The 24,099-nt window shown below is 74.2% G+C and carries 19 protein-coding genes; 11 read left to right on the plus strand and 8 right to left on the minus strand.

Annotation, left to right across the window (positions count from 1 at the left end):
• Positions 1–181 precede the first annotated feature (181 nt).
• The 3 genes from OG937_18315 to OG937_18325 are packed head-to-tail and all read left to right on the plus strand — an operon-like array spanning position 182 to position 1,412.
• Positions 182–676 (plus strand): MarR family transcriptional regulator, encoded by a 495-nt coding sequence (locus OG937_18315; GenBank protein ID WUD73495.1) that lies wholly within the window; start codon positions 182–184, stop codon positions 674–676.
• A gap of 32 nt (positions 677–708) precedes the next feature.
• Complete coding sequence (locus OG937_18320) at positions 709–1,173, plus strand: RNA polymerase (GenBank protein ID WUD73496.1); 465 nt, start codon at positions 709–711, stop codon at positions 1,171–1,173.
• Positions 1,170–1,412 (plus strand): hypothetical protein, encoded by a 243-nt coding sequence (locus OG937_18325; protein WUD73497.1) that lies wholly within the window; start codon positions 1,170–1,172, stop codon positions 1,410–1,412. Before OG937_18320 ends, OG937_18325 begins: the two co-directional genes overlap by 4 nt.
• A 686-nt stretch (positions 1,413–2,098) precedes the next feature.
• On the opposite strand, the gene OG937_18330 is transcribed toward OG937_18325, so the two are convergent.
• Entirely contained in the window at positions 2,099–3,253 is a 1,155-nt protein-coding gene (locus tag OG937_18330; GenBank protein WUD73498.1) for a cystathionine gamma-synthase, read from the minus strand.
• Between the two features lie 66 nt (positions 3,254–3,319).
• On the opposite strand from OG937_18330, the gene OG937_18335 reads away from it, so the two are divergent.
• The 3 genes from OG937_18335 to OG937_18345 all read left to right on the plus strand — a co-directional run bounded on the left by OG937_18335 (position 3,320) and on the right by OG937_18345 (position 6,177).
• Positions 3,320–4,360 (plus strand): hypothetical protein, encoded by a 1,041-nt coding sequence (locus OG937_18335; protein WUD73499.1) that lies wholly within the window; start codon positions 3,320–3,322, stop codon positions 4,358–4,360.
• Positions 4,357–5,001 (plus strand): peptide-methionine (S)-S-oxide reductase MsrA, encoded by a 645-nt coding sequence (msrA, locus tag OG937_18340; GenBank protein WUD73500.1) that lies wholly within the window; start codon positions 4,357–4,359, stop codon positions 4,999–5,001. Before OG937_18335 ends, msrA begins: the two co-directional genes overlap by 4 nt.
• A gap of 69 nt (positions 5,002–5,070) precedes the next feature.
• A complete protein-coding gene (locus tag OG937_18345) occupies positions 5,071–6,177 on the plus strand; it encodes a beta-lactamase family protein (GenBank protein ID WUD73501.1) in 1,107 nt (368 codons plus the stop codon).
• 18 nt (positions 6,178–6,195) lie between these two features.
• On the opposite strand, the gene OG937_18350 is transcribed toward OG937_18345, so the two are convergent.
• Complete coding sequence (locus OG937_18350) at positions 6,196–7,206, minus strand: LacI family transcriptional regulator (GenBank protein ID WUD73502.1); 1,011 nt, start codon at positions 7,204–7,206, stop codon at positions 6,196–6,198.
• Positions 7,207–7,474: 268 nt separating this feature from the next.
• Here OG937_18350 and OG937_18355 point away from each other — a divergent pair, with 268 nt between their 5' ends.
• On the plus strand, positions 7,475–10,846 hold the full coding sequence (locus OG937_18355; protein WUD73503.1) for a S8 family serine peptidase: 3,372 nt from the start codon (positions 7,475–7,477) through the stop codon (positions 10,844–10,846).
• A gap of 142 nt (positions 10,847–10,988) precedes the next feature.
• Positions 10,989–11,501, plus strand: coding sequence for a hypothetical protein (locus OG937_18360; protein ID WUD73504.1), 513 nt, complete (start codon positions 10,989–10,991; stop codon positions 11,499–11,501).
• Between the two features lie 84 nt (positions 11,502–11,585).
• Here the strand turns inward: OG937_18360 and OG937_18365 are convergent, their stop codons facing one another.
• From OG937_18365 to OG937_18380, 4 genes are all read right to left on the minus strand, one after another.
• A complete protein-coding gene (locus tag OG937_18365; protein ID WUD73505.1) occupies positions 11,586–12,272 on the minus strand; it encodes an ABC transporter ATP-binding protein in 687 nt (228 codons plus the stop codon).
• A gap of 98 nt (positions 12,273–12,370) precedes the next feature.
• A complete protein-coding gene (locus tag OG937_18370) occupies positions 12,371–13,801 on the minus strand; it encodes an ABC transporter permease (protein ID WUD73506.1) in 1,431 nt (476 codons plus the stop codon).
• A gap of 1,518 nt (positions 13,802–15,319) precedes the next feature.
• The gene (locus tag OG937_18375) at positions 15,320–16,165 is read right to left on the minus strand and encodes a DUF2993 domain-containing protein (GenBank protein ID WUD73507.1); all 846 of its coding nucleotides are present in this window, start codon (positions 16,163–16,165) and stop codon (positions 15,320–15,322) included.
• Positions 16,162–18,498: an MMPL family transporter gene (locus OG937_18380; protein WUD73508.1), complete on the minus strand. Its 2,337-nt coding sequence runs from the start codon at positions 18,496–18,498 to the stop codon at positions 16,162–16,164. Before OG937_18380 ends, OG937_18375 begins: the two co-directional genes overlap by 4 nt.
• 158 nt (positions 18,499–18,656) lie before the next feature.
• Between OG937_18380 and OG937_18385 the strand changes: the two genes are divergently transcribed.
• The 3 genes from OG937_18385 to OG937_18395 all read left to right on the plus strand — a co-directional run bounded on the left by OG937_18385 (position 18,657) and on the right by OG937_18395 (position 22,347).
• A complete protein-coding gene (locus OG937_18385) occupies positions 18,657–19,355 on the plus strand; it encodes a response regulator transcription factor (protein ID WUD73509.1) in 699 nt (232 codons plus the stop codon).
• Positions 19,352–20,707, plus strand: a complete 1,356-nt coding sequence (locus OG937_18390) for a HAMP domain-containing histidine kinase (GenBank protein ID WUD73510.1) — start codon at positions 19,352–19,354, stop codon at positions 20,705–20,707. The genes OG937_18385 and OG937_18390 overlap by 4 nt, the downstream gene beginning before the upstream one ends.
• 629 nt (positions 20,708–21,336) lie before the next feature.
• The gene (locus tag OG937_18395; protein WUD73511.1) at positions 21,337–22,347 is read left to right on the plus strand and encodes an aldo/keto reductase; all 1,011 of its coding nucleotides are present in this window, start codon (positions 21,337–21,339) and stop codon (positions 22,345–22,347) included.
• 24 nt (positions 22,348–22,371) lie between these two features.
• Here the strand turns inward: OG937_18395 and OG937_18400 are convergent, their stop codons facing one another.
• On the minus strand, positions 22,372–22,875 hold the full coding sequence (locus tag OG937_18400) for a GNAT family N-acetyltransferase (protein ID WUD73512.1): 504 nt from the start codon (positions 22,873–22,875) through the stop codon (positions 22,372–22,374).
• Positions 22,876–22,928: 53 nt separating this feature from the next.
• On the minus strand, positions 22,929–24,098 hold the full coding sequence (gene xylA, locus OG937_18405; GenBank protein WUD73513.1) for a xylose isomerase: 1,170 nt from the start codon (positions 24,096–24,098) through the stop codon (positions 22,929–22,931).
• Position 24,099: the final 1 nt, after the last annotated feature.

Below are 24,099 nucleotides of genomic sequence, written 5' to 3' on the forward strand. Positions count from 1 at the left end.
CACCACCGCGCGACTGGTGCGACGTGCCGGACGTGCGGGGCTTTCCATGGTCCCCAGTCTTGCAGCAGCGGCCACCGCCCGGACGGACCGAGCAGTTTTCCGCGGCGGGGTCCCGGGGTGACGCTCTCCGCGTACTCTTCTCCCAACCTTCGCAGGACCGACAGAACGCGAGCTTCCGGCCATGCCCATTCCCCCCTCGGAGATCACGACCGACCTCCTGGAGCGCCTGCAGCACGAGGTGGCGCTCTTCGCCCGCCGCGCGGAACAGACGCGCCTCGGTGGCGTCGGCAAGGCCCGCAACTCCATGGACCGGGCCGCGTACCTGCTGCTCCACCGCCTCGACAACGAGGGCCCGATGGGCGTGAAGGCGCTCGCGGAGGGCATGGGCATCGACTCCTCCACCGTCACACGCCAGGTCGCCCCGCTCGTGGACAGCGGACTGGTCAAGCGCACCTCCCACCCCGAGGACGGGCGGGCGGTCGTGCTCGCGCTCTCCCCGCGCGGACGTTCCCGCCTGGAGGAGGTCCGCAGCTCGCGGCAGCAGCTCATGGCGGTCGTGACGGAGGACTGGACGCCGCAGGAGCGCGAGTCCTTCACCGACCTCCTCGGCCGGTTCAACGGCGCGCTCGCGCAGTACCACTCCTCCGTCACGCAAGGAGACGAGCAGAACTCTTGACCTGAGGTCGCCGTCTGCCGTCCCATGTCGCTGTGGGAGAGCGCCGGGAGGCAGCGGAGCGCCTGCGCGAGGCCGAGTTCGAGGCGTTCGCGGCGGGCGCGGCAGGGCGGTTGCTGCACGTCGCCGTCCTGCTCACGGGGGACCGGGCGGAAGGGACCGAGCTGCTGTGCGCCGCCCTGTCGCGCAGCTACGCGGACTGGTTCCGGATGCGCGGCGAGGACCCGTACGCCTGCACCCGCGCCGAGATCGTCCGCCGCTTCGCCCACCGGCCCTGGTGGCGCCGTCCGCGCGGCGGGGTGCTCGGGCCGCTCGACGTGCGGGAGCGGCTGGTGATCGTGCTGCGGCTGTACGAGGGCATCGCCGAGGAACAGGCCGCCGCGCAGCTCGGCATGCCGTCGGAACGGGTGCGGGTGATCACCCTGCGGGCCAGCGCGGCCCTGCGCAGCCGGCCCGCCCGCGGCGGGGCGGCGCCCCGGGTGCGGGAGGTCGCGTCGTGAGCCCGTACGACCGCAAGCAGGACGAGGTCCGCCGGCTGCTCGACGGGCCTCACCCCGCGGTGCCGGTGGACCTCGCCCCGCGCGCCGCCGAGCGCGGCCGCCGCGTCCTGGCCCGCCGCCGCGTGCTGCACGCCGTCCTGTGGACGCTGCTCGTCGTGGCGGTCGTCGTCGCGCTCGTCCTCGCGGCGCTGTGGTGGCCGGCGGCGGAGCCGCTCGACACGACGCCCGGCGAGTGGTGATCGGCTCCGCCGGATGGCCGGGGGTGCCCCTCGCGGCCGGTGCCTGGTGTGCGGGTGCGTTGCGCCTGCGGCGGGCGTCCACCCGCCCTCCCGCCCTCCCCCAGCCTTCGGCCGGGGGGACCCCCATCCGGCGCGGTTGGTGCGGGCCTCGCGCGGTTCGTGGGTGGGCCGGGGTCGGGGCCTCCGGGGCTGGGCATTCTGGACCGCATATTTATGTGCATGGCGGGCGGCACTTGCTGTGCCGTCTCTGCCGCACAACAAATACACGTCAGCGTCCAGAACGCCCACCCTCCCCCAGCCTTCGGCCGGGGGTGCCCCCAACGACCCCGCCCCCTCCCTATCGCGGGCGACCAACGGCCGGTGGGGGTTCAGAAAGCGGTCCGGGGTCGCCGCAAGTGCCCCACTGACCCCCCACCGGCCGTCATGCGCCCCGACAACCGGAGGGGGTGTGGCGGGGTGCCCCCGCAGGGGACGAGCGGCGAACCCGGCTCCGAACGACGTAGGGCCAAACCGCGAGCGCCGAGGTGGGGGTCCCCCCGGCCGAAGGCTGGGGGCGTGCGCCGGCGCGGCACCGACCCAGGCACACGGTGCGCGACCCGCACTGACCGCGCCGGGCAATCGGGCGGGAGGGCGGGGGGAGAAACCCCAACCGCAACCACAACGGCGCCGCACCCGGCAACGGGGCGCTACGCGCCGAGGGCCTGGCGGAGGTCTTCCAGGAGGTCGTCGACGGACTCGATGCCCACGGAGAGCCGCACCAGGTCCGCCGGGACCTCCAGCGCGGAGCCCGCGACCGAGGCGTGCGTCATCCGGCCGGGGTGCTCGATGAGGGACTCGACGCCGCCCAGGGACTCGCCCAGCGTGAACAGCCGCGCCCGGTTGCACACCTCGACGGCCGCCTCCTCGCCGCCCGCGACGCGGAAGGAGACCATCCCGCCGAACCGCTTCATCTGCTTGGCCGCGACGTCGTGCCCCGCGTGCTCGGGCAGCCCGGGGTAGAAGACCTGGGTGACCTTCGGGTGCAGCGAGAGCAGTTCCGCGACCCGGGCCGCGTTCTCGCTGTGGCGGTCCATGCGCACCGCGAGCGTCTTGATGCCCCGCATCACCAGCCACGCGTCGAAGGGGCCGGCGACGGCGCCCATCGCGTTCTGGTGGTAGGCCAGTTCCTCGCCGAGCCCCGCGTCGGCCGCGACCAGCGCGCCGCCGACCACGTCCGAGTGCCCGCCCATGTACTTGGTGGTGGAGTGCACGACCACGTCGGCGCCGAGCGCCAGCGGCTGCTGCAGGTAGGGGCTGGCGAAGGTGTTGTCGACGACGAGCCGGGCGTCCGCGCCGCGCGCGATGTCCGCCAGCGCCGCGATGTCGGTGATCCCGAGCAGCGGGTTGCTGGGCGTCTCGACCCAGATCACCTTGGTCTCGGGCCGGAGCGCGGCCCGGACCGCCGCCGGGTCGGAGGTGTTGGCGACCGACCACTGCACGCCCCAGCGTTCGACGACCTTGGCGAAGAGCCGGAAGGTGCCGCCGTACGCGTCGTTGGGGATGACCACGTGGTCGCCGGGCTTCAGGACCGTGCGCAGCAGGCAGTCCTCGGCGGCCAGGCCGGACGCGAACGCCAGGCCGCGGCGGCCGCCCTCGAGGGCCGCGAGGTTCTCCTCCAGCGCGGTGCGCGTGGGGTTGGCGGACCGGCTGTACTCGTAGCCGCCGCGCAGGCCCCCGACCCCGTCCTGCTTGTACGTGGAGACCTGGTAGATCGGCGTGACCACGGCCCCGGTCTGGGCGTCGGCCGGCTGACCCGCGTGGATCGCGAGGGTCTCGAAGTTCTGGTGCTGCTGCTCGCTCATACCGCCGAGCGTAGTGCGAGCCGCGGGCCGGGACGTGCCGGCCGGGCCCGCGTAGGCTTGCTCATCATGGAATTCCTGTGGGTCCTGTACGGCGTTCTGCTGATCTCGGCGATCGTGCTGGTGCCCCGCATGCTGCGCGGCCGCGGCGTGCGGGCCGTGGCCGCGGTCGATCCCGCCCGGTACGGCTTCGTGCCCCGGGAGGAGATCGACATCCGGCTGCCGGGTCCGGACGACGAGCTGACGCAGGCGCTGACCGTGACCCAGCGCACCCAGGACTGGCGCGCGGTCGCCGCCCTCCTCAAGGGCACCCCGGCCGCGGGCGAGCTGCGCTGGCAGCGGGTCCAGACCCTGGCCGGGGCCGCGGCGGTCGAGCTGACGCAGTCCCCCGGCACGGGCGCGGCGTGGCTGCGCACCTGGCGGGTCGAGGACCCGAAGGACGTCGGCGGGGCGGCCGTCCACGCGGCGTTCCTGGTGCAGCGGGCCCGGCGTGAGCCGGCCGGGTCCCCGGACGTGCCGATGATCCTGGAGGAGGCCCGCACGGTCGCCGACGAGGCCGCGCTGCTCGCGCCGGGCGACCCCGTCCCGTACGTCGTCGCCCTCGCCGCGGACGCGGACTTCGCCACGGTCTGGGAGAAGATCGCCTCCCGCGCCCCGCACCACATGGGCGCCCACCTGGCCGCCCTCGCCCGCCTTCCGGAGGACGCCGCACGCGACTTCGCCGAGCGGGCCGCCTCCTCCGCGCCCGAGGGCAGCCTGCTGCCGGCCCTGCCGCTCTTCGAGGTCCTCGCGCACCTGCCGGACATCATCCTCGTCCGCAGCTTCTACGAGAGCGACGTCGTCTCCCGCGCCATCGGCGGCGCGCTCTACGCCACCGAGCACGCCTCCCCCTCCGACCCGGTGCTGCCCGTGGTGCGGCACCTGCTGGCGGCCTTCCTGCTGCGCGCGGAACGCTTCCCCGAGGCGGTCGAGCAGTTCCGCGCCGTCGACGGCTACGCGGGCGCGGCCCCCTGGGCCTACGAGGCCGACCCGGCCGCCGCGTACGCCGCAGGCCGCTCGCAGGCGCTCGCGGGGCTGGAGTGGAACTCCGAGCGCGGGCGCACCCGTTGACGCCGCGCCTGCCCTCCCGTGAGGAGGCGATACCGGGCCGCCCCGCCCCGCTCCACACGGTGCCCGACCGCCACACCGTGCTCGGCAGGCCGCTCACCGGCCCCTACCCGGCCGACCTGGAGGTCGCCGACTTCGCGCTGGGCTGCTTCTGGGGCGCCGAGCGCGTCTTCTGGCGGACGCCCGGCGTGTGGACGACGCTCGTCGGCTACGCGGGCGGGTACACGGAGAACCCGACGTACGAGGAGGTCTGCAGCGGCCTCACCGGCCACGCCGAGGTCGTGCGTGTCGTCTTCGACCCGGCGCTGATCACGTACGGGGAGCTGCTGAAGGTGTTCTGGGAGGCCCACGACCCCACCCAGGGCCACCGCCAGGGCAACGACATCGGCACCCAGTACCGCTCCGCGGTGTACGCCCACTCCCCCGGGCAGCTCGCGACGGCCCTCGCCTCCCGCGAGGCCTACCAGTCCGCCCTGCGCGCCAAGGGGCACGGCACCATCACCACGGCGGTCGTCCCTGCGGGCCCCTTCCACGCCGCCGAGCCGTACCACCAGCAGTACCTGGACAAGAACCCCGGCGGCTACTGCGGGATCGAGGGGACGGGGGTCTCCTGCCCGGTCGGCATCGCGAAGGCCGATGGCTGAGCCCCTCCCGCCGGTCCCGAGCGGGAAATTCGATTGCCTGCGCCCGGCCGGTACGCGCTAATACGGCGCATGGCCGATATCCAGGGCACGTACGACGACCTGTTCACCGCGGTGCCGGGCGCGCTGGCCGGATTGCTGGACGGCGGGGACGCGGGGGGCTCCGTCGCGGTCTTCGTGGACGGCGAGCCGGTGGTGGACGTCTGGGGCGGGTTCGCCGACGGGGACCGCACGGTCCCGTGGCAGCGGGACACGATCACCAACGTCTGGTCCGTCACCAAGACGATGACGGCACTGTGCGCGCTGGTCCTGGCCGACCGCGGCGCGCTCGATCCGGACGCGCCGGTCGCCCGGTACTGGCCGGAGTTCGCCGCGGCGGGCAAGGAGAAGGTGCTGGTGCGGCACCTGCTCGCGCACACCGCGGGCCTGCCCGACTGGGACGGGCCGATCGACGAGCTCTACGACTGGCCGTCCGCCACCGCGCGTCTGGCGGCGCTGGCCCCGCAGTGGGAACCGGGCAGCGCGGCCGGGTACCACTCGCTCACCCAGGGGTACCTCGTGGGCGAGGTCGTACGCCGGATCACCGGCCGGAGCGTGGGCGGGTTCTTCGCGCAGGAGGTGGCCGGACCGCTGGGCGCCGACTTCCACATCGGACTGCCCGCCGAGCACGACCCCCGCGTGGCGCTCGCCGTCCCGCCGCCGTCCCGGGACGAGGACTACGCGGCGAGCGCGCCCGGCGGCAGCGCGTCGCCCGGCTCCGGCACCGCCGTGCGGCTCCGTGACGGGAACGGCGTGGCGTGGCGTCGCGCGCAGATCCCGGCGGCGAGCGGCTTCGGCAACGCCCGCTCGGTCGCCCTCGTGCAGTCGGTGCTGGCCTGCGGCGGAGCGGTGCGCGGGGTGCGGCTGCTGTCGCCGGCGGGCTGTGACCGCGCGCGGGAGGAGCAGTTCAGCGGCGAGGACCGCCGCCTGGGCATGCCGGTCCGCTGGGGGCTGGGCTACGGGCTGTTCGGCAACAGCTTCGGGTGGGGCGGTTGGGGCGGCTCGCTCGTGATGATCGACCCCGAGGCCCGTATGACGGTGGCGTACGTGCCCAACCAGATGCGCGAACCCGCGGACGACACCCGCGGGATGGAACTCGTCATGGCCGCCTACGACGGGCTCCAGGGGCTGCGGGCCTGAGCACGCGCCCCGCCGTCGTCACGCGGACGGCGCGGGGCCGCTGCTCGCGCGCACGGTGAGTTCGGGGCCGAGGAGGCGGACCTCCTCCGTCGGGCTGCCGCCCAGCTTGGCGATGACGAGTTCGACCGCGTGCCGGCCCATCTGCTGCGCGGGGATGGCGACCGAGGTGAGCTGGGGGGCGGCCTGCGTGGCCACCTGGTCGGGGCAGACGGCGACGACGGAGACGTCCTCGGGCACGGCGCGGCCCTGCTGGCGCAGGAGCGCGAGGAGGGGGGCGATGGCGGACTCGTTCTGGACGACGAGCGCGGTGGTGTCCGGCCGTTCCTCGAAGATGCGGGAGAGGGTGCCCGCAGTGGACTCGTAACTGCCTTCGCAGGGACGGTGGATGAGCCGGATCCCGCGTGCGGCGGCGCGGGAGCGCAGGCCCTGGAGGGTGCGCTCGGCGAAGCCCGTGTGACGCCGGTAGACCGCCGCGGCCTCGCCGACGACGGCGACGGAGCGGTGGCCGAGGTCGGCGAGGTGGTCGGCGCAGAGCGCGCCGGTGGCGGCGAAGTCGAGGTCGACGCAGGTGAGTCCTGCGGTGTCGGCGGGCAGGCCGATGAGCACGCCGGGCCGGTTCCCGGCGCGCAGCAGCGGGATGCGCTCGTCCTCCAGTTCGACGTCCATGAGGATCATCGCGTCCGCGAGTCCGCTGGCCGCGACCCGCCGGACCGCGGTGGGGCCCTCCTCGCCGGTGAGCAGGAGTACGTCGTGGCCGTGCTGACGGGCCGTCGTGGCGACGGCTATCGCGATCTCCATCATGACGGGGACGTACATGTCTGTACGGAGCGGCACCATCAGGGCGATGATGTTCGAGCGGCTGCTGGCCAACGCCCGCGCGCCCGCGTGCGGGTGGTAGCCGAGTTCCTGGATGCTCCGCTCGACCCGCCGGCGCGTGCCCTCGGAGATCGACCGCTTGCCGCTCAGGACGTACGAGACGGTGCTGGCGGAGACCCCGGCGTGGCGGGCTACCTCAGCGAGTGTGGCCATTGCCGTTCTCCGTCCCCCCGGGAAGTGTCGAAACCTTTCGAAGCGCTTCGACTCAGACGCTACCGGGGACCCTGTATCCCTGTCCAGACACGTGTCGAAGCGCTTCGACAACACCTGTGGCCGGATCCGGCAATCCGTTCACGAAGTGACTCTTGAGATGTCCGCGACAGACGGTACATACTGCGTCGGCAAGGCGGGGGCTTCGCCGGGGGAACGCCGTGGGGGAACATCGCGTGCGCGCGCCCGGGGACGAGCGCTCCCGCGTGTCATGACGCAGACACAAGGGGATACGTTGCACCGACGATGGAAGAAGGCGCGCGCGGCAGCGCTCGCAACGGGGGTCGCGGCGGCACTGACCGCCGGCGCCGTCACACCGGCCTCGGCCGCCGGGCCGGCGGCCACGGGGCCGACCGGCTCCGCGTCCGCCACGGCGGTCAAGGACCGCGTGTGGATCACGCTGATCACCGGCGACCGGGTCGCCGTGGACTCACAGGGCAGGCCCGTCGCCCTGAAACGCACCAAGGGGCGCGAGGACATACCGGTGCAGATACGCCGGCAGCACGGGCACGTCTACGTCGTCCCGCAGGACGCGGTGCAGCTGATCGCGAAGGGCCGGATCGACCGCCGGCTCTTCGACGTGACCACGCTGAGCCGGGCCGAGTACCGCAAGGCGGCCCAGCGCCGCGGCCTCGGACTGATCGTCACCTACCGGGGCAGCCGCCCCGAGGCGCGGGCCGAACTGCACCGGGCCGAGGGCACCGAGGTGACCCACACCTTCGCGGCGCTCGGCGGCGAGTCCGTCACCGCGCCCGAGGACGCCGCCGCCGGCGTCTGGACGGCGCTGACCGACGACGCGCCGGGCTCCCCGTACGCCACCGCCGAGTCCGGCCTGCGCACGGTCTGGCTGAACGCGATCCAGAAGGCCGCGGCCGAACCGAGCTGGAACACCCGGCAGATCCACGCGCCGGAGGCCTGGGACGCGGGCTACGACGGAACCGGCGTCACGATCGCGGTGCTGGACACCGGCGTCGACAAGAGCCACCCGGACCTGACCAGCCGGGTCGTCGCCGAGAAGAACTTCTCCACCGCCGACAACCTGCTCGACCACTTCGGCCACGGCACCCACGTCGCCTCCATCGCCGCCGGCACCGGCGAGAAGTCGGCCGGTGCCTACAAGGGCGTGGCGTCGGGCGCGCGGATCATCAGCGGCAAGGTGCTGGACGACGACGGCTTCGGGGACGACGCCGGGATCATCGCCGGCCTGGAGTGGGCCGCCGCCTCCGGGGCCAAGGTGGCCAACCTGAGCCTCGGCGGGAGCGACACCCCGGGGGTCGACCCGATCGAGGAGACGGTCAACCGCCTGTCCGCGGACACCGGCACGCTGTTCGTCATCGCCGCGGGCAACGAGGGCGACGGCGCCTCGACCGTCGGCTCCCCCGGCAGCGCGGACGCCGCGCTGACCGTCGGCGCGGTCGACAAGGACTCCAAGCTCGCCGGCTTCTCCTCGCGCGGCCCGCGCGTGGGCGACGGCGCGGTCAAGCCCGACGTCACCGCCCCCGGCGTGGACATCACCGCGGCCGCGGCCAAGGGCAGTGTCATCGACACCGACCCCGAGGTCCCGCACACCGCGGACGGGAACTACCTGACCATCTCCGGTACTTCGATGGCCACCCCGCACGTGGCGGGCGCCGCGGCGATCCTCGCCCAGGAGCACCCGGACTGGACGGGCCGGCAGATCAAGGCCGCGCTCACCGGCTCCACGACGGACGGCGGCTACACCGCCTTCCAGCAGGGTTCCGGCCAGATCGACCTGGCCCGGGCGATCCACCAGGAGGTGGTCGCCGACCCGGTCTCGCTGAGCTTCGGCGTCGCCCGGTGGCCGCACGCCGACGACGTGCAGCAGTCCAGGACGATCACCTACCGCAACTCCGGTGACGCCGACGTCACCTTGGACCTGTCGGTCACCGGCAAGGACCCCGACGGCGCCGCGGCACCGGCCGGGTTCTTCACCCTCGACAAGCAGCAGGTGACCGTGCCGGCCGGCGGCACCGCGGAGGCGACGCTGACCGCCGACACCACCCTCGGCACCGCCGACGGCGCCTACAGCGCGGCCGTGGTGGCGGGCGACGGCACGCGGTCGGTGCGCACCGCCGCGGGCGTGGTGCGCGAGGCCGAGTCGTACGACCTGCGGATCACCAACCTGGACCGCGACGGGCGACCGGCGGCGGCCTACGACACGCTCGTCGTCGGACTGGACGGCGACGCGTTCGAGGAGGTCACCAACGACAGCGGCAGCACGGCGCTGCGCCTGCCCAAGGGCAGCTACGCCGTGGACAGCCTCATCGTGAAGCTCGCGGCCGACGGCCGGACGTTCGAGAGCGCGAACTGGGTGAGCCGCCCGCTGGTCGAGCTCACCAAGGACACCGAGGTGACGCTCGACGCGAGCAAGGCCAAACCGTTCGCGTTCACGCTGCCGGACCGGGCCGCACGGCAGTCGGACCTGATGGTCGGCTACAACCTGAACCACGGCGCCGCCGGCACCGGCCTGAGCTTCAACACCGGCACGCTGCGGGACTTCCGCACCGCGCACTCCGGTCCCGCGCTGACCGCCGCCGAGTACCAGGCGACCGTCGCCGGCCTGTTCGAGCACGGCTCGAAGGTCTACACGGTGGCGTACGGCCGCACGAAGTCGTTCTACACGGGCTACACCAAGGCCGTGCGGAGCACCGACCTGGCGAAGATCACCACCACCGGCGGCTCCTCGGTGAAGCGCAAGCTCGGCGCGGTCTTCACCACCCCGTTCGTGAACGCGGCCATGGTGACGCCGAGCGGCTTCCTCACCGGGCTGCCGTTCACCAGGACCGTGTACGTCAACGGCTCCGGCGTCACCTGGGCCCAGGACTTCCTGCAGACCGACTCCTCCGGCGAGATTCCCGAGGGCTACTACGAGGCCCCGGCCCGGTCCTTCACCAAGGGCAGGAGCTACAGCCGCAGCTTCAACGTCGGCGTCTTCGGACCGAAGCTGGACAAGTACTCCGGCATCATGCGCTCCGGTGACGAGATCTGGGGCACCGTCGGCCTCTTCACCGACGGCCAGGGCCACAGCGGCTTCGCGTCGTACGACAAGGCCACCACGACCCTCTACCGCAACGGGACGAAGGTCGGGAGCCACGACGGCGCGCTCGACGACGGCGTCTCCTTCACCGTCGACGGCGCCAAGGCCGGCTACCGGCTGGCCACCTCGGTGACCCGCGCCACGACCGCGGCGGTCAGCACCCGCATCACCGCGTCCTGGACGTTCTCCTCCCGGCACGTCGGCGGCGACGTCCCGGCCACGCTGCCGGTCTCCGTGGTGCGCTTCACCCCGTCCCTGTCCGCCACGAGCACCTCCAAGGCGAAGGCCACGGTCAAGGTGCCGGTGACGGTCCAGGGTGCGGCCGCGGGGCGCAACCTGAAGTCGCTGAAGGTGTACGTCTCCACCGACGGCGGGGCGCACTGGTCGAAGCTGACGGTCAAGGGCGGCAAGGTGACGCTGAAGAACCCCAAGGCGGGCAAGGGCGTCTCCTTCAAGGCCCTGGTCAGCGACAAGAAGGGCAACACCCTGTCCCAGGTGATCTACAACGCGTACCTCGCGAAGTAGCACGAACAGGCGGGTATCAGGGCGGCCCGCTCGGAACGGAGCTCCGTTCCGGGCGGGTCGCCCGCCTGCGCACGCTGCCGGCCGGCGCTCGGTGCGACCGACCGGCTCCCCACGCCCGGACGGGCGGGATAGGAAGCGGACCATGAATGCCACGCTCGGCGCGATGATCACCGCAGTCGTCGGAGTGCTCGGCACCCTGTTCGCGCCCGTGCTCGCCCAGCGGGGCACCGACCGGCGGCGCCTGGCGGAGGCCGCCGAGGCGGAACGGCTGCGCCGGTTCGAGGAACGGCGGGCGGCGTACACGGCGGTGAACCGGGCCTCGCGGCAGTTCCACACGCTGCTGAAGGACGCCCTGCACCGGATCAGGGACGGCGTCTACTCCGCCGAGGAGCGGGACCAGGTCGAGGAGTCCCGCCGGGAGTACCGGGACCGGTACGCCGAGGCGCAGATGATCGTCCCGGAGCGCGTCCTGGCGGCCTCGCGGGACGTCAACCGCGTCCTGGCGGCGGCGGACGCCGCGGCCAAGCGGCTCGACCGCGGCCTCACCCGGGACGGCGAGAGCCCGCAGGGCGCGCTGGAGGACCTGAAGGACGCCGAACCGCTGCTGCGGACGCTGCAGCGGCTGATGCGCGAGGACCTGGGCGTCACGGACTGAGACGCCGCGCGGCCCCCGGCGTCACGCGCCGGGGGCCGGGGGTGGGGACCGGGGTGGGGGCTGCGGGGCCGCGGTGCGGCGGTCTCAGGCCGCGGGGGTCCGCTCGGTGACGGTGACCCGGCCCTTCTTGATGGTGGCGACCCGGGTGGCGCGCCGGGCGATGGCGGAGTCGTGGGTGACCATGACGAAGGTCAGCCCGTACTCCTTCCACAGCCCCTCCAGCAGGGCGAGGATCTCGTCACGGGTGCCCTCGTCGAGGGCTCCGGTGGGCTCGTCCGCGAGCAGCACCTTGGGGCGCTTCACCAGCGCCCGGGCGATCGCCACTCGCTGCTGCTGACCACCCGACAACTCGCCCGGCAGGTGGTGCAGACGGTCGCCGAGGCCGACGGAGGCGAGGGCCTCGGCGGCACGGGCACGGCGTTCGGAGGCCTTGACGCCCAGCGGGACGAGGGCGGTCTCGACGTTCTCCTGGGCGGTCAGGGTCGGGATCAGGTTGAAGCTCTGGAAGATGATGCCGATGTTCTGCGACCTGACCTTGGTCAGCCGGGCCTCGCTCAGCCGGGCCAGGTCGGTGCCGTCCAGCTCCACCGAGCCCTCCGTCGGGCGGTCGAGGCCCCCGAGCATCTGCAGCAGCGTCGACTTGCCGCCGCCGGTCGGGCCCTGGATGACGAGCTGGTCGCCGTCCTCGATCACGAGGTCGACGCCGCGCAGCGCGTGCACGGTGTCCTTGCCGCGCGAGTAGCGCTTGGTCACGCCGCTCAGCTTGTACATGAGGTGACTCCTGAAGTCCTGAAGGGGAAGGGCGGAGGCCGCGCCACGCCGGGGGGAACGTGCGGAACGCGGCCCCCGGTCTCGTGGGGCGGGTACGGCTACTCGACGCGGCGCAGGGCGTCCGCCGGGCGCAGCCGCGAGGCCCGCCAGCCGCCGAAGGTCCCGGCGATCAGACCGCCCGCGACCGCCAGGACCACCGCGAGGACGATGGTGTTGACGCTGACCGGTGCCTGGAGGGCGATCTCGACGGCGTCACCGGCCGCGCGCCGGGCGGGGCCGCCGAAGCCACCGGGACCGCCCGCTCCGCCGCCACCGACGGTGGCGTCCAGCGTGGGGCTGATCGAGGTGATGAGGTAGGCGCAGCCGAGGCCCAGGGCGATGCCGAGGGCGCCGCCGATGAGGCCGTTGACGATCGCCTCGCCCATGACCTGGCGGGTCACCCGGCCGCTCTTCCAGCCCAGCGCCTTGAGCGTGCCGAACTCGCGCACCCGGCGGGAGACCGCGGAGGAGGTCAGCAGCCCCGCGACGAGGAAGGCGGCGATCAGGACGGCGATGGAGAGCCACTTGCCGACGTTGGTCGCCAGGTTCGAGGCCGTGGACAGCGAACCGGAGACGGTCGAGGCCAGGTCCGAGGAGGTGGTGACCGTCGTGCCCGAGATGTTCTTCTGGATCGCGGACTTGACGAAGCCGATCTTCTGGGAGTCGGCGGCCTGGACGTAGATCGTGGTGACCTTGTCCTTGGCGTCCGCGAGCGTCTGCGCCTGCTTGAGCGGGATGTAGACGTTGGCGGAGGAGGAGCCGCTGTCGGCGGTCGCGATGCCGATGATCTCGAACTTGGTGCCGGAGATCGTGAGCGTCTTGCCGACGGTCAGCTTCTTCTGCTTCGCGTACGCGCTGTCGAGCACGGCGACCTTGGCGTTGTCCTGCGCGCTGGTGAAGGTCTTCCCCGAAGTGATCTTCGACGAGGTCAGCGGACCGAGGGCGGGGTGCGCGACGTCCGTGCCGAAGACGGTGAAGTTGTTGATGTCGAAGTTGGCTCCGCCACCGCGCACCGTGCCCTGCGGCTGGCCGCTGCCACCGCCCCGCTGCCGGTCGCCGCTGCCCGGGGCCTGCTGGAACTCACCGCGCTGGAACTGGCCGTTGACCTTGATGACGACCAGGCTGAGCCCGCCGACCGCGTCCTTGACCCCGCTCTGCTCGGAGACCTGGTCGACGATCGAGGACTTCAGCGACTGGAAGCCCTGCACCATGACGCGGTCGCTGCTCTGCTCCTTGTCGTCGCCGCGCGCGTCGAACTGGAAGCGCGGTCGTTCCGCGGAGGACGAGTCCGCGTCGGCGGCCTTGGTGACGGTCATGTCGGTGCCCAGGCCGTACAACGACTCCAGCACCTTGCCCTGGGCCTGCGTCATGCCGGCCGACACCGAGTTGACGGTGATCACCAGGGCGATGCCCAGTGCGAGGCCCATCGCGATGACGAGCGCCGCTTTTCTGCGGCGTCGGAGTTCGCGCCGGAGGTATGTGAAGAACATGCGATTCCTCGCCGAGTCAGGAAAACGGGAAGCGGGAGGGAGGCGGTGCCTGTCTCTCCACTGCGGCGACGGTAGGAACCAGCCGTGATGAGAGCCTGAGCGGTGGATGAGAGCCGTATGAGAAACCCTCCCGCCGGGGCGGTGCGGCCACTGCAGTACCTTGCCCTGGACCCCCGCACGCCCGCCGGGCCGGGCCGGTGGCGGATTTGCGGAAGGCCGGGGCGGGGGCGCGGGCCGGATGAGAAGGTCGGCGCCCGGCGGGGAACGTCCCGGCGGGGAGATCGGCGGGGGCACGAGTGGCCGCACGACGTGGGGAGACGCGGATATGACGGACGGAACACCGTGGGGCGGCGGCGGTTGGGGCCCCGGTCACGGGACCGGCGGCGCCGGCGGCGGCTTCGGACCGCCGCCCCCGCCGGCGCCGCCGTACCCGCCGCAACCGCAGGCCCACCACCAAGCGCCCTGGTACCCGCCGCACAACGGCTACCCCACACCGCCGCCGCGGCGGCGCGGCCCGCTGCTGGCCGTGGCGGGACTGGCCACCGCGGCCCTGGTCGCCGGCCTCCTCATATGGGCTCCCTGGAGCGGCTCCGGCGACGGCAAGGGCCCGGCGGCGAGCGCGCGCAAGGACCCGGCGGCGGAGGCCGAGCGCATGCTGCGCGAGGCGGCGGACACCATGGGCGGGACCCAGGTCGTCTCCTACCGGGGCGACTTCGCCCTCGACAGCGGGACGAGCACCCCGTTCGACCTGCAGACCACGCCCGGCGGCTGGGGCCGTGGCTCGCTGCAGGACGAGGGCGCCACCGTCCGGCTGCTCACCACCGACGACCACCGCCTGACCAAGGCCGACAGGGCGTACTGGAAGGACCGCGGCTACGCGGGCGACCTCCTCGACCGGATCGACGACCGCTGGCTGGACTCCTCCGCCGACCTGCCCGAGATCGACGACCTGACGACCCCCCTGGACCCGGCCAACGTCTCGGCGCTGCTCCGTGACGCCGCCGACCGCGGCCGTCCGGACGCCATCTCCTCCTCCACGGTCGCCGGACGCCCCGTCAAGGTGCTGACCACGACCGGCGGCCGCTTCTGGATCACCGACTCCGCCCCCCGCACCCTGCTGCGCCTGGCCGCGGGCGACTCCCCCGCCGCCTCGGGGCCGCTGCCCCTGCCCGACGGCCTGGACACCACGGTGGCCGCGCTCACCGGCGCCGACCGCGAGACCTTCACGACCGCCTACGACCGGGACCTCGCCGACCTGAAGTCGGCCGTCGACCCGGCGGTCAGCTTCAGCACCACGGGGAAGGCCCGCTTCTCCCCCTGCGGCAACAGCAGCTGCACCGCCCGCTTCACCCTCCAGAACTCCCTGTACGACGCCCTGGACGACCCCGAGACCACCGACGACCCCGTGTACGCGGAGATCAGCATCGCCATCACCCTCGACGGCCGCAAGGTGAAGACCTGCGTCTTCCACAAGAAGATGAAGCCCTCCGGCACCGTCTCGCTCACCTGCACCGCCACCTACAGCGCCGCGACCACCAAGGACCACACCGTCCGCGGTCTCCCCGACGCCTGGGCGCGCGCGGTGCCGGACGACGAACTCTCCCGGCTGCGCGCGGACTTCGCCAAGGGCGTCGTGGACGGCCAGGCGGCCTGAGCCGCCCGGCGGGGCAGCGCCGCGCGGCCGCCGTCGAGGGTGACGTGCAGGCCGCCGGACGTGACGTCGACCGAGGTCGCCCGCAGGGCGAGGGGGTAGCGCGCCCGCGGGGCCCGGTCGGCCGGCCGCCGCTCGATCCGGTCGACGACCGCCGGGGCGGCAGCCCGGCCCAAGAGCTCCGCGCCGGTCACGGTGACCGCCACCCGGCCTTCACGGAGCACCGGACGGACCGTCACCCGGCCGCATTGGCCGCCGAGTTCGAGCCGCAGCATGCCCGCGACCGGGTCCGGCACGACGTCCGTGACCGGCAGGCCCCCGTCCCTACCGCCGCTCCCCGAGCGTGCGCGCAGCGACCCGGCGGGAACGCGGACGTCGGCATGGGACGACGCCACGGTGGGTGCGTCGCCGAAGCGGAGGCCGTCCAGGCGGACGCGCACCGAGGCGCCGTGCAGTCGCCCCACGGTGACGTCGTCGCCGGCGACCTCGACGCGGTCCAGGCGCCGGTGCGCGAGCGCGGACAGCGCCGGCCCACCGCCGGTGTCGACCGCCACCCGGTCCGGGGCGACGCCGAGGGCGCGGCCCGCCGCGGCCGCGACGCGGTGGTGGAGGACGCCCCGCGCGACCAGCTCACCGGCGCCGCCGGTCAGGGCCGTCAGCGCGACGGACGCCACCAGCACGGTCCTGGTCCGGCGCCACCGGACGGCCGTCACCGCGTCTTCCCGGCGGCCTCGGCGCGGGCGGGCGCGGGAACGGCCTGCGCGGCGCGGCCGCCGCCCTCCGGGTCCAGGCGCGGCAGCAACCGGTCCAGCCAGGGCGGGATCCACCAGTTGGCCCGGCCGAACAGGTACATCGTCGCGGGGACGAGGAGCAGCCGGACGATCGTGGCGTCGACGACGACGCTCACCCCGAGCCCCAGCGCCAGCATCTTGACGACCACGTTCGCCGACAGGAGGAAGGCGAGGAAGACGCTGGTCATGACGATCGCGGCGCAGGAGATGACCCGGGCGGTGGCGGCCAGCCCGTGCGCCACGCTCCCGCGGTCGTCGCCGGTGGCCAGCCAGGACTCGCGGATCCGGGAGAGCAGGAAGACCTCGTAGTCCATGGACAGCCCGAAGACGATGGCGAACATCATCATCGGGACGTAGGACTCCACCGGCACGCTCTCCGCGACGCCGAGCCACGGACCGCCCCAGCCCCACTGGAAGACGGCCACGACCACGCCGTACGCGGCGCCGATCGACAGCAGGTTGAGCACCGCGGCCTTGACGGCGACCAGCGGGCTGCGGAAGACGGCGAGCAGCAGCAGGAAGGCCGCGCCGGCGACCACCGCGACGATGACCGGCAGCCGGTCCACCACGACGTCCCGGAAGGCGAGTTGGGCCGCCGTGGTCCCGGTGACGTGGCCCTGGGCGCCGGTGCCCCGCAGGGCGGCGGGCAGCACGTCGTCCTGCAGGCGGTGGACGAGGTCGGAGGTGGAGCGCTCCTCGGGCCCGCCCCGCGGGGTGACGGTCGCGACGAGCAGGGCGCCGTCGGGGGTCGCGGACGGGGTGGTCGCGGCGGCCACGTCGCCGGCGCCGGTGAGGGCGTCGTGCAGTGACGCCGCGAGCCGTTCCCGGTCGGCCGTGGTCCGGGTGCGGTCGGGGTCCAGGGCGACGACCACGGTGAGCGGGCCGTTGGTGCCCGGGCCGAAGCCCTCGGAGAGCAGGTCGTACGCGCGGCGGTCGGTGTTGCCGGCCGGACCCGCGCCGGCGTCGACGTGCCCCAGCCGCATCGAGGCCAGCGGCACGGTGAGCACCCCGAGCGCCAGCACGCCCGCGGTGAGGAAGAGCCAGGGGCGCCGCCCGACGGCGCGGGCCCAGCGGTGCCAGACGTCGGCGCCGCCCGGGGCGGGCTCGTCCACCGGTGTGCGCACCGACCAGCGGTCGATCCGGCGGCCGAGCAGCCCCAGCAGCGCGGGGGTGAGGGTCAGTGAGGCCACGGCGGCGACCGCGACGGTGACGCCCGCGGCGGCGCCGAGGGTGCCGATGAAGACGACCACCGAGGCGTACAGGCCCGCCAGGGCCATCGCCACCGTCACGGCCGCCACGATCACGGCCCGGCCGCTGGTGGCGAGGGTGCGTCCGGCGGCCTCCGCGGGATCGTCGACGGTGTGCAGCAGCCCGCGGTGGCGCGTGGTGAGGAAGAGCGCGTAGTCCAGGCCCACGCCGAGGCCCATCATCGTGGCCAGCGTGGGGGCGGCGGCACCGAAGGACCAGGCCGCCGCGAGCAGCCCCAGGACGGCCGTCCCGGCGCCCAGCCCGAGGACCGCGGTGAGCAGCGGCAGCCCCGCCGCGGCGAGGCTGCCGAAGCCCAGCAGCAGCACGGCCACCGCGGTGCCCAGGCCGATCGCCTCCGAGGCCCGGTCCGCCGCCTTGGGCCGCGCCAACTGGCCCAGCGGACCGCCGTACTCCACGGTGACGCCGTCGGCGCGCAGCGCCGAGACCGCCGCGTCGACCTCGGCGACGTAGGAGCGGTCGAGGGTCGCGGGGTTCGTGTCGAAGCGGACGCCGACGTAACCGATGGCGCCATCGGAGGAGACCGCGCCCGGGGTGGTCAGCGGGCCGGCCGCGGACAGGACGTGCGGTAGGTCCGCCACGCGGGCGACCGCCGAGGCCACGGCGTCCCGGTGGTCCGCCAGCCCGCCGTGCCGTGCCCGCAGCACGATCTGCGAGGCGGTGCCCCGGGTGCCGGGCGCGCCATGGGCGTCGAGGAGGTCCGCGCCGGTCTGCGCGGAGGTGCCGGGCAGCGCGAAGTCGTCCTGGTACGCACCGCCCCAGGCCCGGTCGGCGGCGACCGCGGCCAGCAGCACCAGCAGCCATGCGGCGATCACCCGCCACGGGTGCCGGGCGCAGCCGCGTCCGGCCCGGTGCAGCAGACCGGGTCCGGCGGTGCGGGGCGGGCGGGTCCTGCGCAGCAGCAGGACGACGGCGACGAGCGCGACGACGCCCGCCGCCAGGGTGGCGCCGAGCAGTGCGGGCTCCGCGCCGGCGTATGGGAATGCCACGACCACGACCGGTTCCTCCCTCCGCCCGGCCGGTCCGCCGGGCACCGTCCGCATCGTGGCGGACGGACGCAAGGACGGCGTTGGCGGAATGTTCGGGGAGTGTCAGGATCCCCGCCGCCCGCGGGGCCGCGGCAACAGGGGTGGTTAGCATCGGGGCCATGGCGGAAGAACGAGGCCTCGTCCTGGTCGTCGAGGACGAACGGCACATCGCCGACCTGCAGCGGCTGTACCTGACCCGGGAGGGCTTCGGCGTCCACGTGGAGGCCGACGGTCCCTCCGGGCTCGCCGCGGCCCGCCGGCTGCGGCCCGTGGCGATCGTGCTCGACATCGGGCTGCCCGGGCTCGACGGCACGGCGTTCTGCCGCGCGCTGCGCGACGAGGGCGACTGGACGCCGGTCCTTTTGGTCACGGCACGCGACGAGGAGGCCGACCGGATCCTGGGTCTGGAGCTGGGCGCGGACGACTACGTCACCAAGCCCTTCTCACCCCGCGAACTCGTCGCCCGCGTCAAGACCGTCCTGCGCCGGGTGGACGGCCCGCCCCGCGGCGGACGGCCGCGCACCCTGGGCCCGGTGGCACTGGACCCGTTGCGCCGGACCGTCCACAAGGACGGTGAGCCGCTCACCTTGACCACGACGGAGTTCAACCTCCTGGCGTGCCTGATGAGCCACCCCGGCCAGGTCTTCACCCGTGACCAGCTGCTCGCCCACGTCTGGGGCGCCCCGGACTACCGCGAGGGCCGTGTGGTGGACGTCTACGTCTCCCAGCTGCGCTCCAAACTCGGCGACCCCTCCCTGATCCGCACGATCCGCGGCGTCGGCTACAGCGCCGCCCCACCCCGCCCGGCCCCGGCATGACCGGTCGCGGTTCGCTCGCCGGGAACCTCGTGCTGCTCACCACCGCCGTGGCGGCCGTCGCCGTGCTGCTGGCCGGGCTGGCGTCGTGGCACACGATCCGCACGACCGCCGAGGCGCAGGAGCGCGACCGGCTCGCACGGCAGGCCGACGTGCTCAGCCGTACCCCGGCGCTGTCGTCCCTGCTGCTGGAACGTGAGCAGCGGCTGGCCGGGTCGAACGGCGTCGAGCTCGCGGTGGTCGCGCCGGACGGTACGACGGCCGGACCGGCGGCGGCCGCCGTCACCACGTCCGTGCTCGCGGTGCTGCGCGGCGGGGACCCGGCGTCGGCGACGGCCGCCCTCGGCGGGCGTGCCGTGCTGGTGGAGGGTCATCCGTCCCCGGGCGGCGGCGCGGTGGTGCTCACCAAGCCCTTCACCGCGGTCGACGACGCCGCCGCCCGCATCCGCGGCGGTCTCGCGCTGCCCCTGGCCGCCGGTCTGGCGGGCGCGGGCGCGGCCGGTGCCCTGCTGGCCCGGCGCCTGGCCCGTCCCCTGACCGCGGCGGCCCGCACCGCCCACCGCCTCGCCGCCGGCGAACGCGGGCTCGCCCTACCGGACGACGGCCCGGCCGAGGTCGCCGAACTGTCCGCCGCGCTCACCGCCCTTGACGCCGCCCTCGCCCGCAGCGAGAACCGGCAGCGCGCGTTCCTGCTCTCGGTGTCGCACGAGATCCGCACCCCGCTGACCGCCGTGCGCGGCTACGCCGAGGCCCTCGCCGACGGGGTGATCGGCCCCGACGGCCTTCCCGCCACCGGCCGCACCCTGCTCGCCGAGACCGGCCGTCTCGACCGCTTCGTCCACGACCTGCTGGACCTCGCCCGCCTGGAGGCCGACGACTTCCGGCTCGACGCGGCGCGGACCGACCTCGACGCCCTCGTGGAGGACGCCGGCGCCGTCTGGGCCGACCGCTGCGCCCGCCACGACGTGCGCTTCCGGCTCGAACGCCCGGGCCGCCCGCTGCCCGCCGACACCGATCCCTTCCGGGTCCGCCAACTCCTCGACGGCCTGGCCGAGAACGCGCTGCGCGTCACCCCGGCCGGCCGCCCGCTCGTGCTGGCTCTGCGCGCCGAGGGCGGCGAGGCCGTGTTCGAGGTCCGCGACGGCGGCCCGGGACTGACCGAGGACGACCTCACCGTCGTCTTCCAGCGCGCCGCCCTCGCCACCCGCTACCGCGGCGTCCGCCCCGTCGGCACCGGCCTCGGGCTCGCCATCGCCCACCGCCTCACCACGTTGCTGGGCGGCACCATCTCCGCCGCGTGCGCCTCCCCCGAGGGGGGCGCCTGCTTCACGGTCCGGCTGCCGACGGGCGCGTGAACGCGAGGGTGCGGCGCGGTCGTGGTTGCGGTTCGTTGTCGCGTGCGGCGCCGCGTTTGTTGCTGTTGCGGTTTCTCCCCCACCCGCCCGCCCGATTGCCCGGCGCGGTCAGTGACCGCCTCGCTGCGTACGTATGGGGTCGGTGCCGCGCCGGGGCACGCCCCCAGCCTTCGGCCGGGGGACCCCCACCTCGGCGCTCGCGGCGCTGCCCCACATCATTCGGCGCCCCGTGCTCCGCTCGTCGCCTGCGGGGGCACCCCGCCACACCCCCTCCTGCCGGTTGAGGCGACTAACGGCCGGTGGGGGTTCCGAGGGCGGTCCGGGGTTGCCGCAAGCCCTACTCACCCCCCACCGGGCGTCATGCGCCCACACGACCGGAGGGGTGTGGCGGGGTGCGCCCATGGGGGTCCCCCCGGCCGAAGGCTGGGGGGAGTGCGCCGGCGCGGCCCCGACCCAGGCACACGATGCGCAGGCCCGCACCAACCGCGCCGGGCAATCGGGAGGGCGGGCGGGTGGACGCCCGCCGCAGGCGCAACGCACCCGCACACGACAACCGGCCGCAACCACAACCCCCCGCCCCGGGCAACGCACTTGCCGGGAGTCCACTCGAAGAGGTTCGCTGGTGCCCCATGAGGTACACACAGCTCGGCCGCACCGGCCTCAAGGTCAGCCGCATCGTCCTGGGGACGATGAACTTCGGCGGGCAGACGGACGAGTCCACCAGTCACGCGATCATGGACGCCGCGCTCGACGCGGGGGTCAACTTCTTCGACACGGCGGACATCTACGGCACCGCGGAGGACAAGGGCCTGACGGAGAAGGTCATCGGCTCGTGGTTCGCGCGGGGCGGGGGCCGCCGCGACAAGGTGGTGCTGGCCACGAAGGTCTACGGGAACATGTCGGCGGACGGGAAGGCGTGGCACGAGGAGTCGTGGCCGAACCACGACCGGCTCAGCGCCCTCAACATCCGCAGGGCGGTCGAGGCCAGCCTGCGGCGGCTCGGCACGGACCACATCGACGTCTACCAGTTCCACCACGTCGACCGGCGCACCCCGTTCGAGGAGATCTGGCAGGCGGTGGACGTGCTGGTCCGCCAGGGCAAGATCCTCCACGCGGCGTCGTCGAACTTCCCCGGCTACAAGATCGCCCAGGCCAACGAGGCCGCCGCGAACCGCGGTTCGATGGGTCTGGTCAGCGAGCAGTGCCTGTACAACCTGGCGGAGCGCCGCGCCGAGCTGGACGTGATCCCGGCGGCGCAGGAGTACGGGCTCGGTGTGATCCCGTGGTCGCCGCTGCACCAGGGGCTGCTGGGCGGCGCGCTGCGCAAGGAGCGGGAGGACGGCGGGGCCCGCACCAAGGTGGGCCGCTCGGCGGCGGGGCTGGCCGACCCGGTGGTCCGGGCGCGGGTGCAGGCGTACGAGGACCTGCTCGGCAAGCACGGGCTGGAGCCTGGCGAGGTCGCGCTGGCCTGGCTGCTGACCCGGCCCGGGGTCACCGGGCCGATCGTGGGGCCGCGCACGCCGGAGCAGTTCGCCTCGGCGCTGCGCGCGGTGGAACTCGAGCTGGACGAGGAGCTGCTGGCGGGTCTCGACGAGATCTTCCCCGGACCGGGTCCCGCACCGGAGGCCTTCGCCTGGTGACCGGGTCCGGTGGCGCCGGCCCGATCAGGCCGGCGCCGCCGCGAGCCGCTTCGTCAGCACGCGCTCGGGGCGGCCGTCCGGCATGACCCCGCCGGGGCCCCCGTCGTCCGCGAAGCCGTTGCGCACGTAGAGCGCCGTCGCGGCCGCGTTGCCCTCCGCGACGGCGAGGTGGAGCAGGGCGACGCCCGCGGTGCCCGCGGCCCACTCCTCGACGGCCCGGATCAGCAGGTCGGCGACGCCGCGGCCGCGGGCCTCGCCCGCCACCCACATCGAGATCAGCTCGGCGCTGTCCGGCAGTTCGCCGGGGACGCCGCTGGCCATGCCGCGGGGCCGGCCGTCCACGAGGGCGACCAGGTTGTACGAGCCAGGCAGGGCGAGCCGGTCGCGCCAGCGTTCCTCGCGGTCGCCGTCGCCCTGCCAGTCGGCGAGCCGGGCGCCGAAGGCGTGCGGCGCGTCGGCGAGCGCGGCGAGCCGCAGCTCCCGCCAGAGCGGCCAGTCGTCGGGGGTGAGCACGCGCAGTTCGATCACCCCCGCAGGTTGCCGCCGGGCCGGGCCCGGCGGCAACCCGGTTTCCGGCGGGCTCAGCGGGTGCCGAGCAGGTGGTCCATCGCGAGCTGGTCGAGCTGCTCGAAGGCGGACCCGCGGGTCGCGACGGCGTCGGCGTCGAACTCCTCGTAGGCGCCGCGGTCGGCGAGCAGGTCGGCCAGGGACTCGCCCTCGCCGAGGGTCGGCTGCGCCAGCTGGTCCAGGCGGGCGGCCTTCAGCGCGTCCTGCACGGCCGGGTCGGCGCGGAACGCGGCGGCACGGTCCTTGAGGATGAGGTAGTTGCGCATGCCGCCGGCGGCGGACGCCCACACACCGTCCATGTCCTCGGTCCGCGGGGGCTTGAAGTCGAAGTGGCGCGGGCCCTCGTAGCCGGCCGACTCCAGCAGGTCGACCAGCCAGAACGCCGAGCGCAGGTCGCCGGCGCCGAAGCGCAGGTCCTGGTCGTACTTGATGCCGGTCTGGCCGTTGAGGTCGATGTGGAAGAGCTTGCCGTGCCACAGCGCCTGGGCGATGCCGTGCGGGAAGTTCAGCCCGGCCATCTGCTCGTGGCCGACCTCGGGGTTGAGGCCGACGAGCTCGGGGTGGGCCAGCTCGTTGATGAACGCCAGCGCGTGGCCGATCGTCGGCAGCAGGATGTCGCCGCGCGGCTCGTTCGGCTTGGGCTCGATCGCGAAGCGCAGGTCGTAGCCCTGCTCCAGGACGTACTCGCCGAGGAGGTCGAAGGCCTCCTTGAAGCGGTCGAGGGCGACCCGCACGTCCTTGGCGGCACCGGACTCGGCGCCCTCGCGGCCGCCCCAGGCGACGTAGACCTTGGCGCCCAGCTCGGCGGCGAGGTCGATGTTGCGGATGGTCTTGCGGAGCGCGAAGCGCCGGACCTCGCGGTCGTTGGCGGTGAAGCCGCCGTCCTTGAAGACCGGGTGCGTGAAGAGGTTGGTGGTGGCCATCGGCACCTTCAGGCCGGTGGCGTCCAGGGCCTGGCGGAACCGCTTGATGTGGCCCTCGCGGGCGGTGTCGTCCGAGCCGAAGGGGATCAGGTCGTCGTCGTGGAAGGTGACGCCGTACGCGCCGAGCTCGGCCAGCCGGTTGACGCTCTCGACGGGATCGAGGGCGGGGCGGGTCGCGTCACCGAAGGGATCGCGGCCCTGCCAGCCGACGGTCCAGAGACCGAAGGTGAACTTGTCCTCGGGGGTGGGGGTGAAACTCATC

This window comes from Streptomyces sp. NBC_00510, assembly GCA_036013505.1.
Taxonomy (GTDB): Bacteria; Actinomycetota; Actinomycetes; order Streptomycetales; family Streptomycetaceae; genus Actinacidiphila.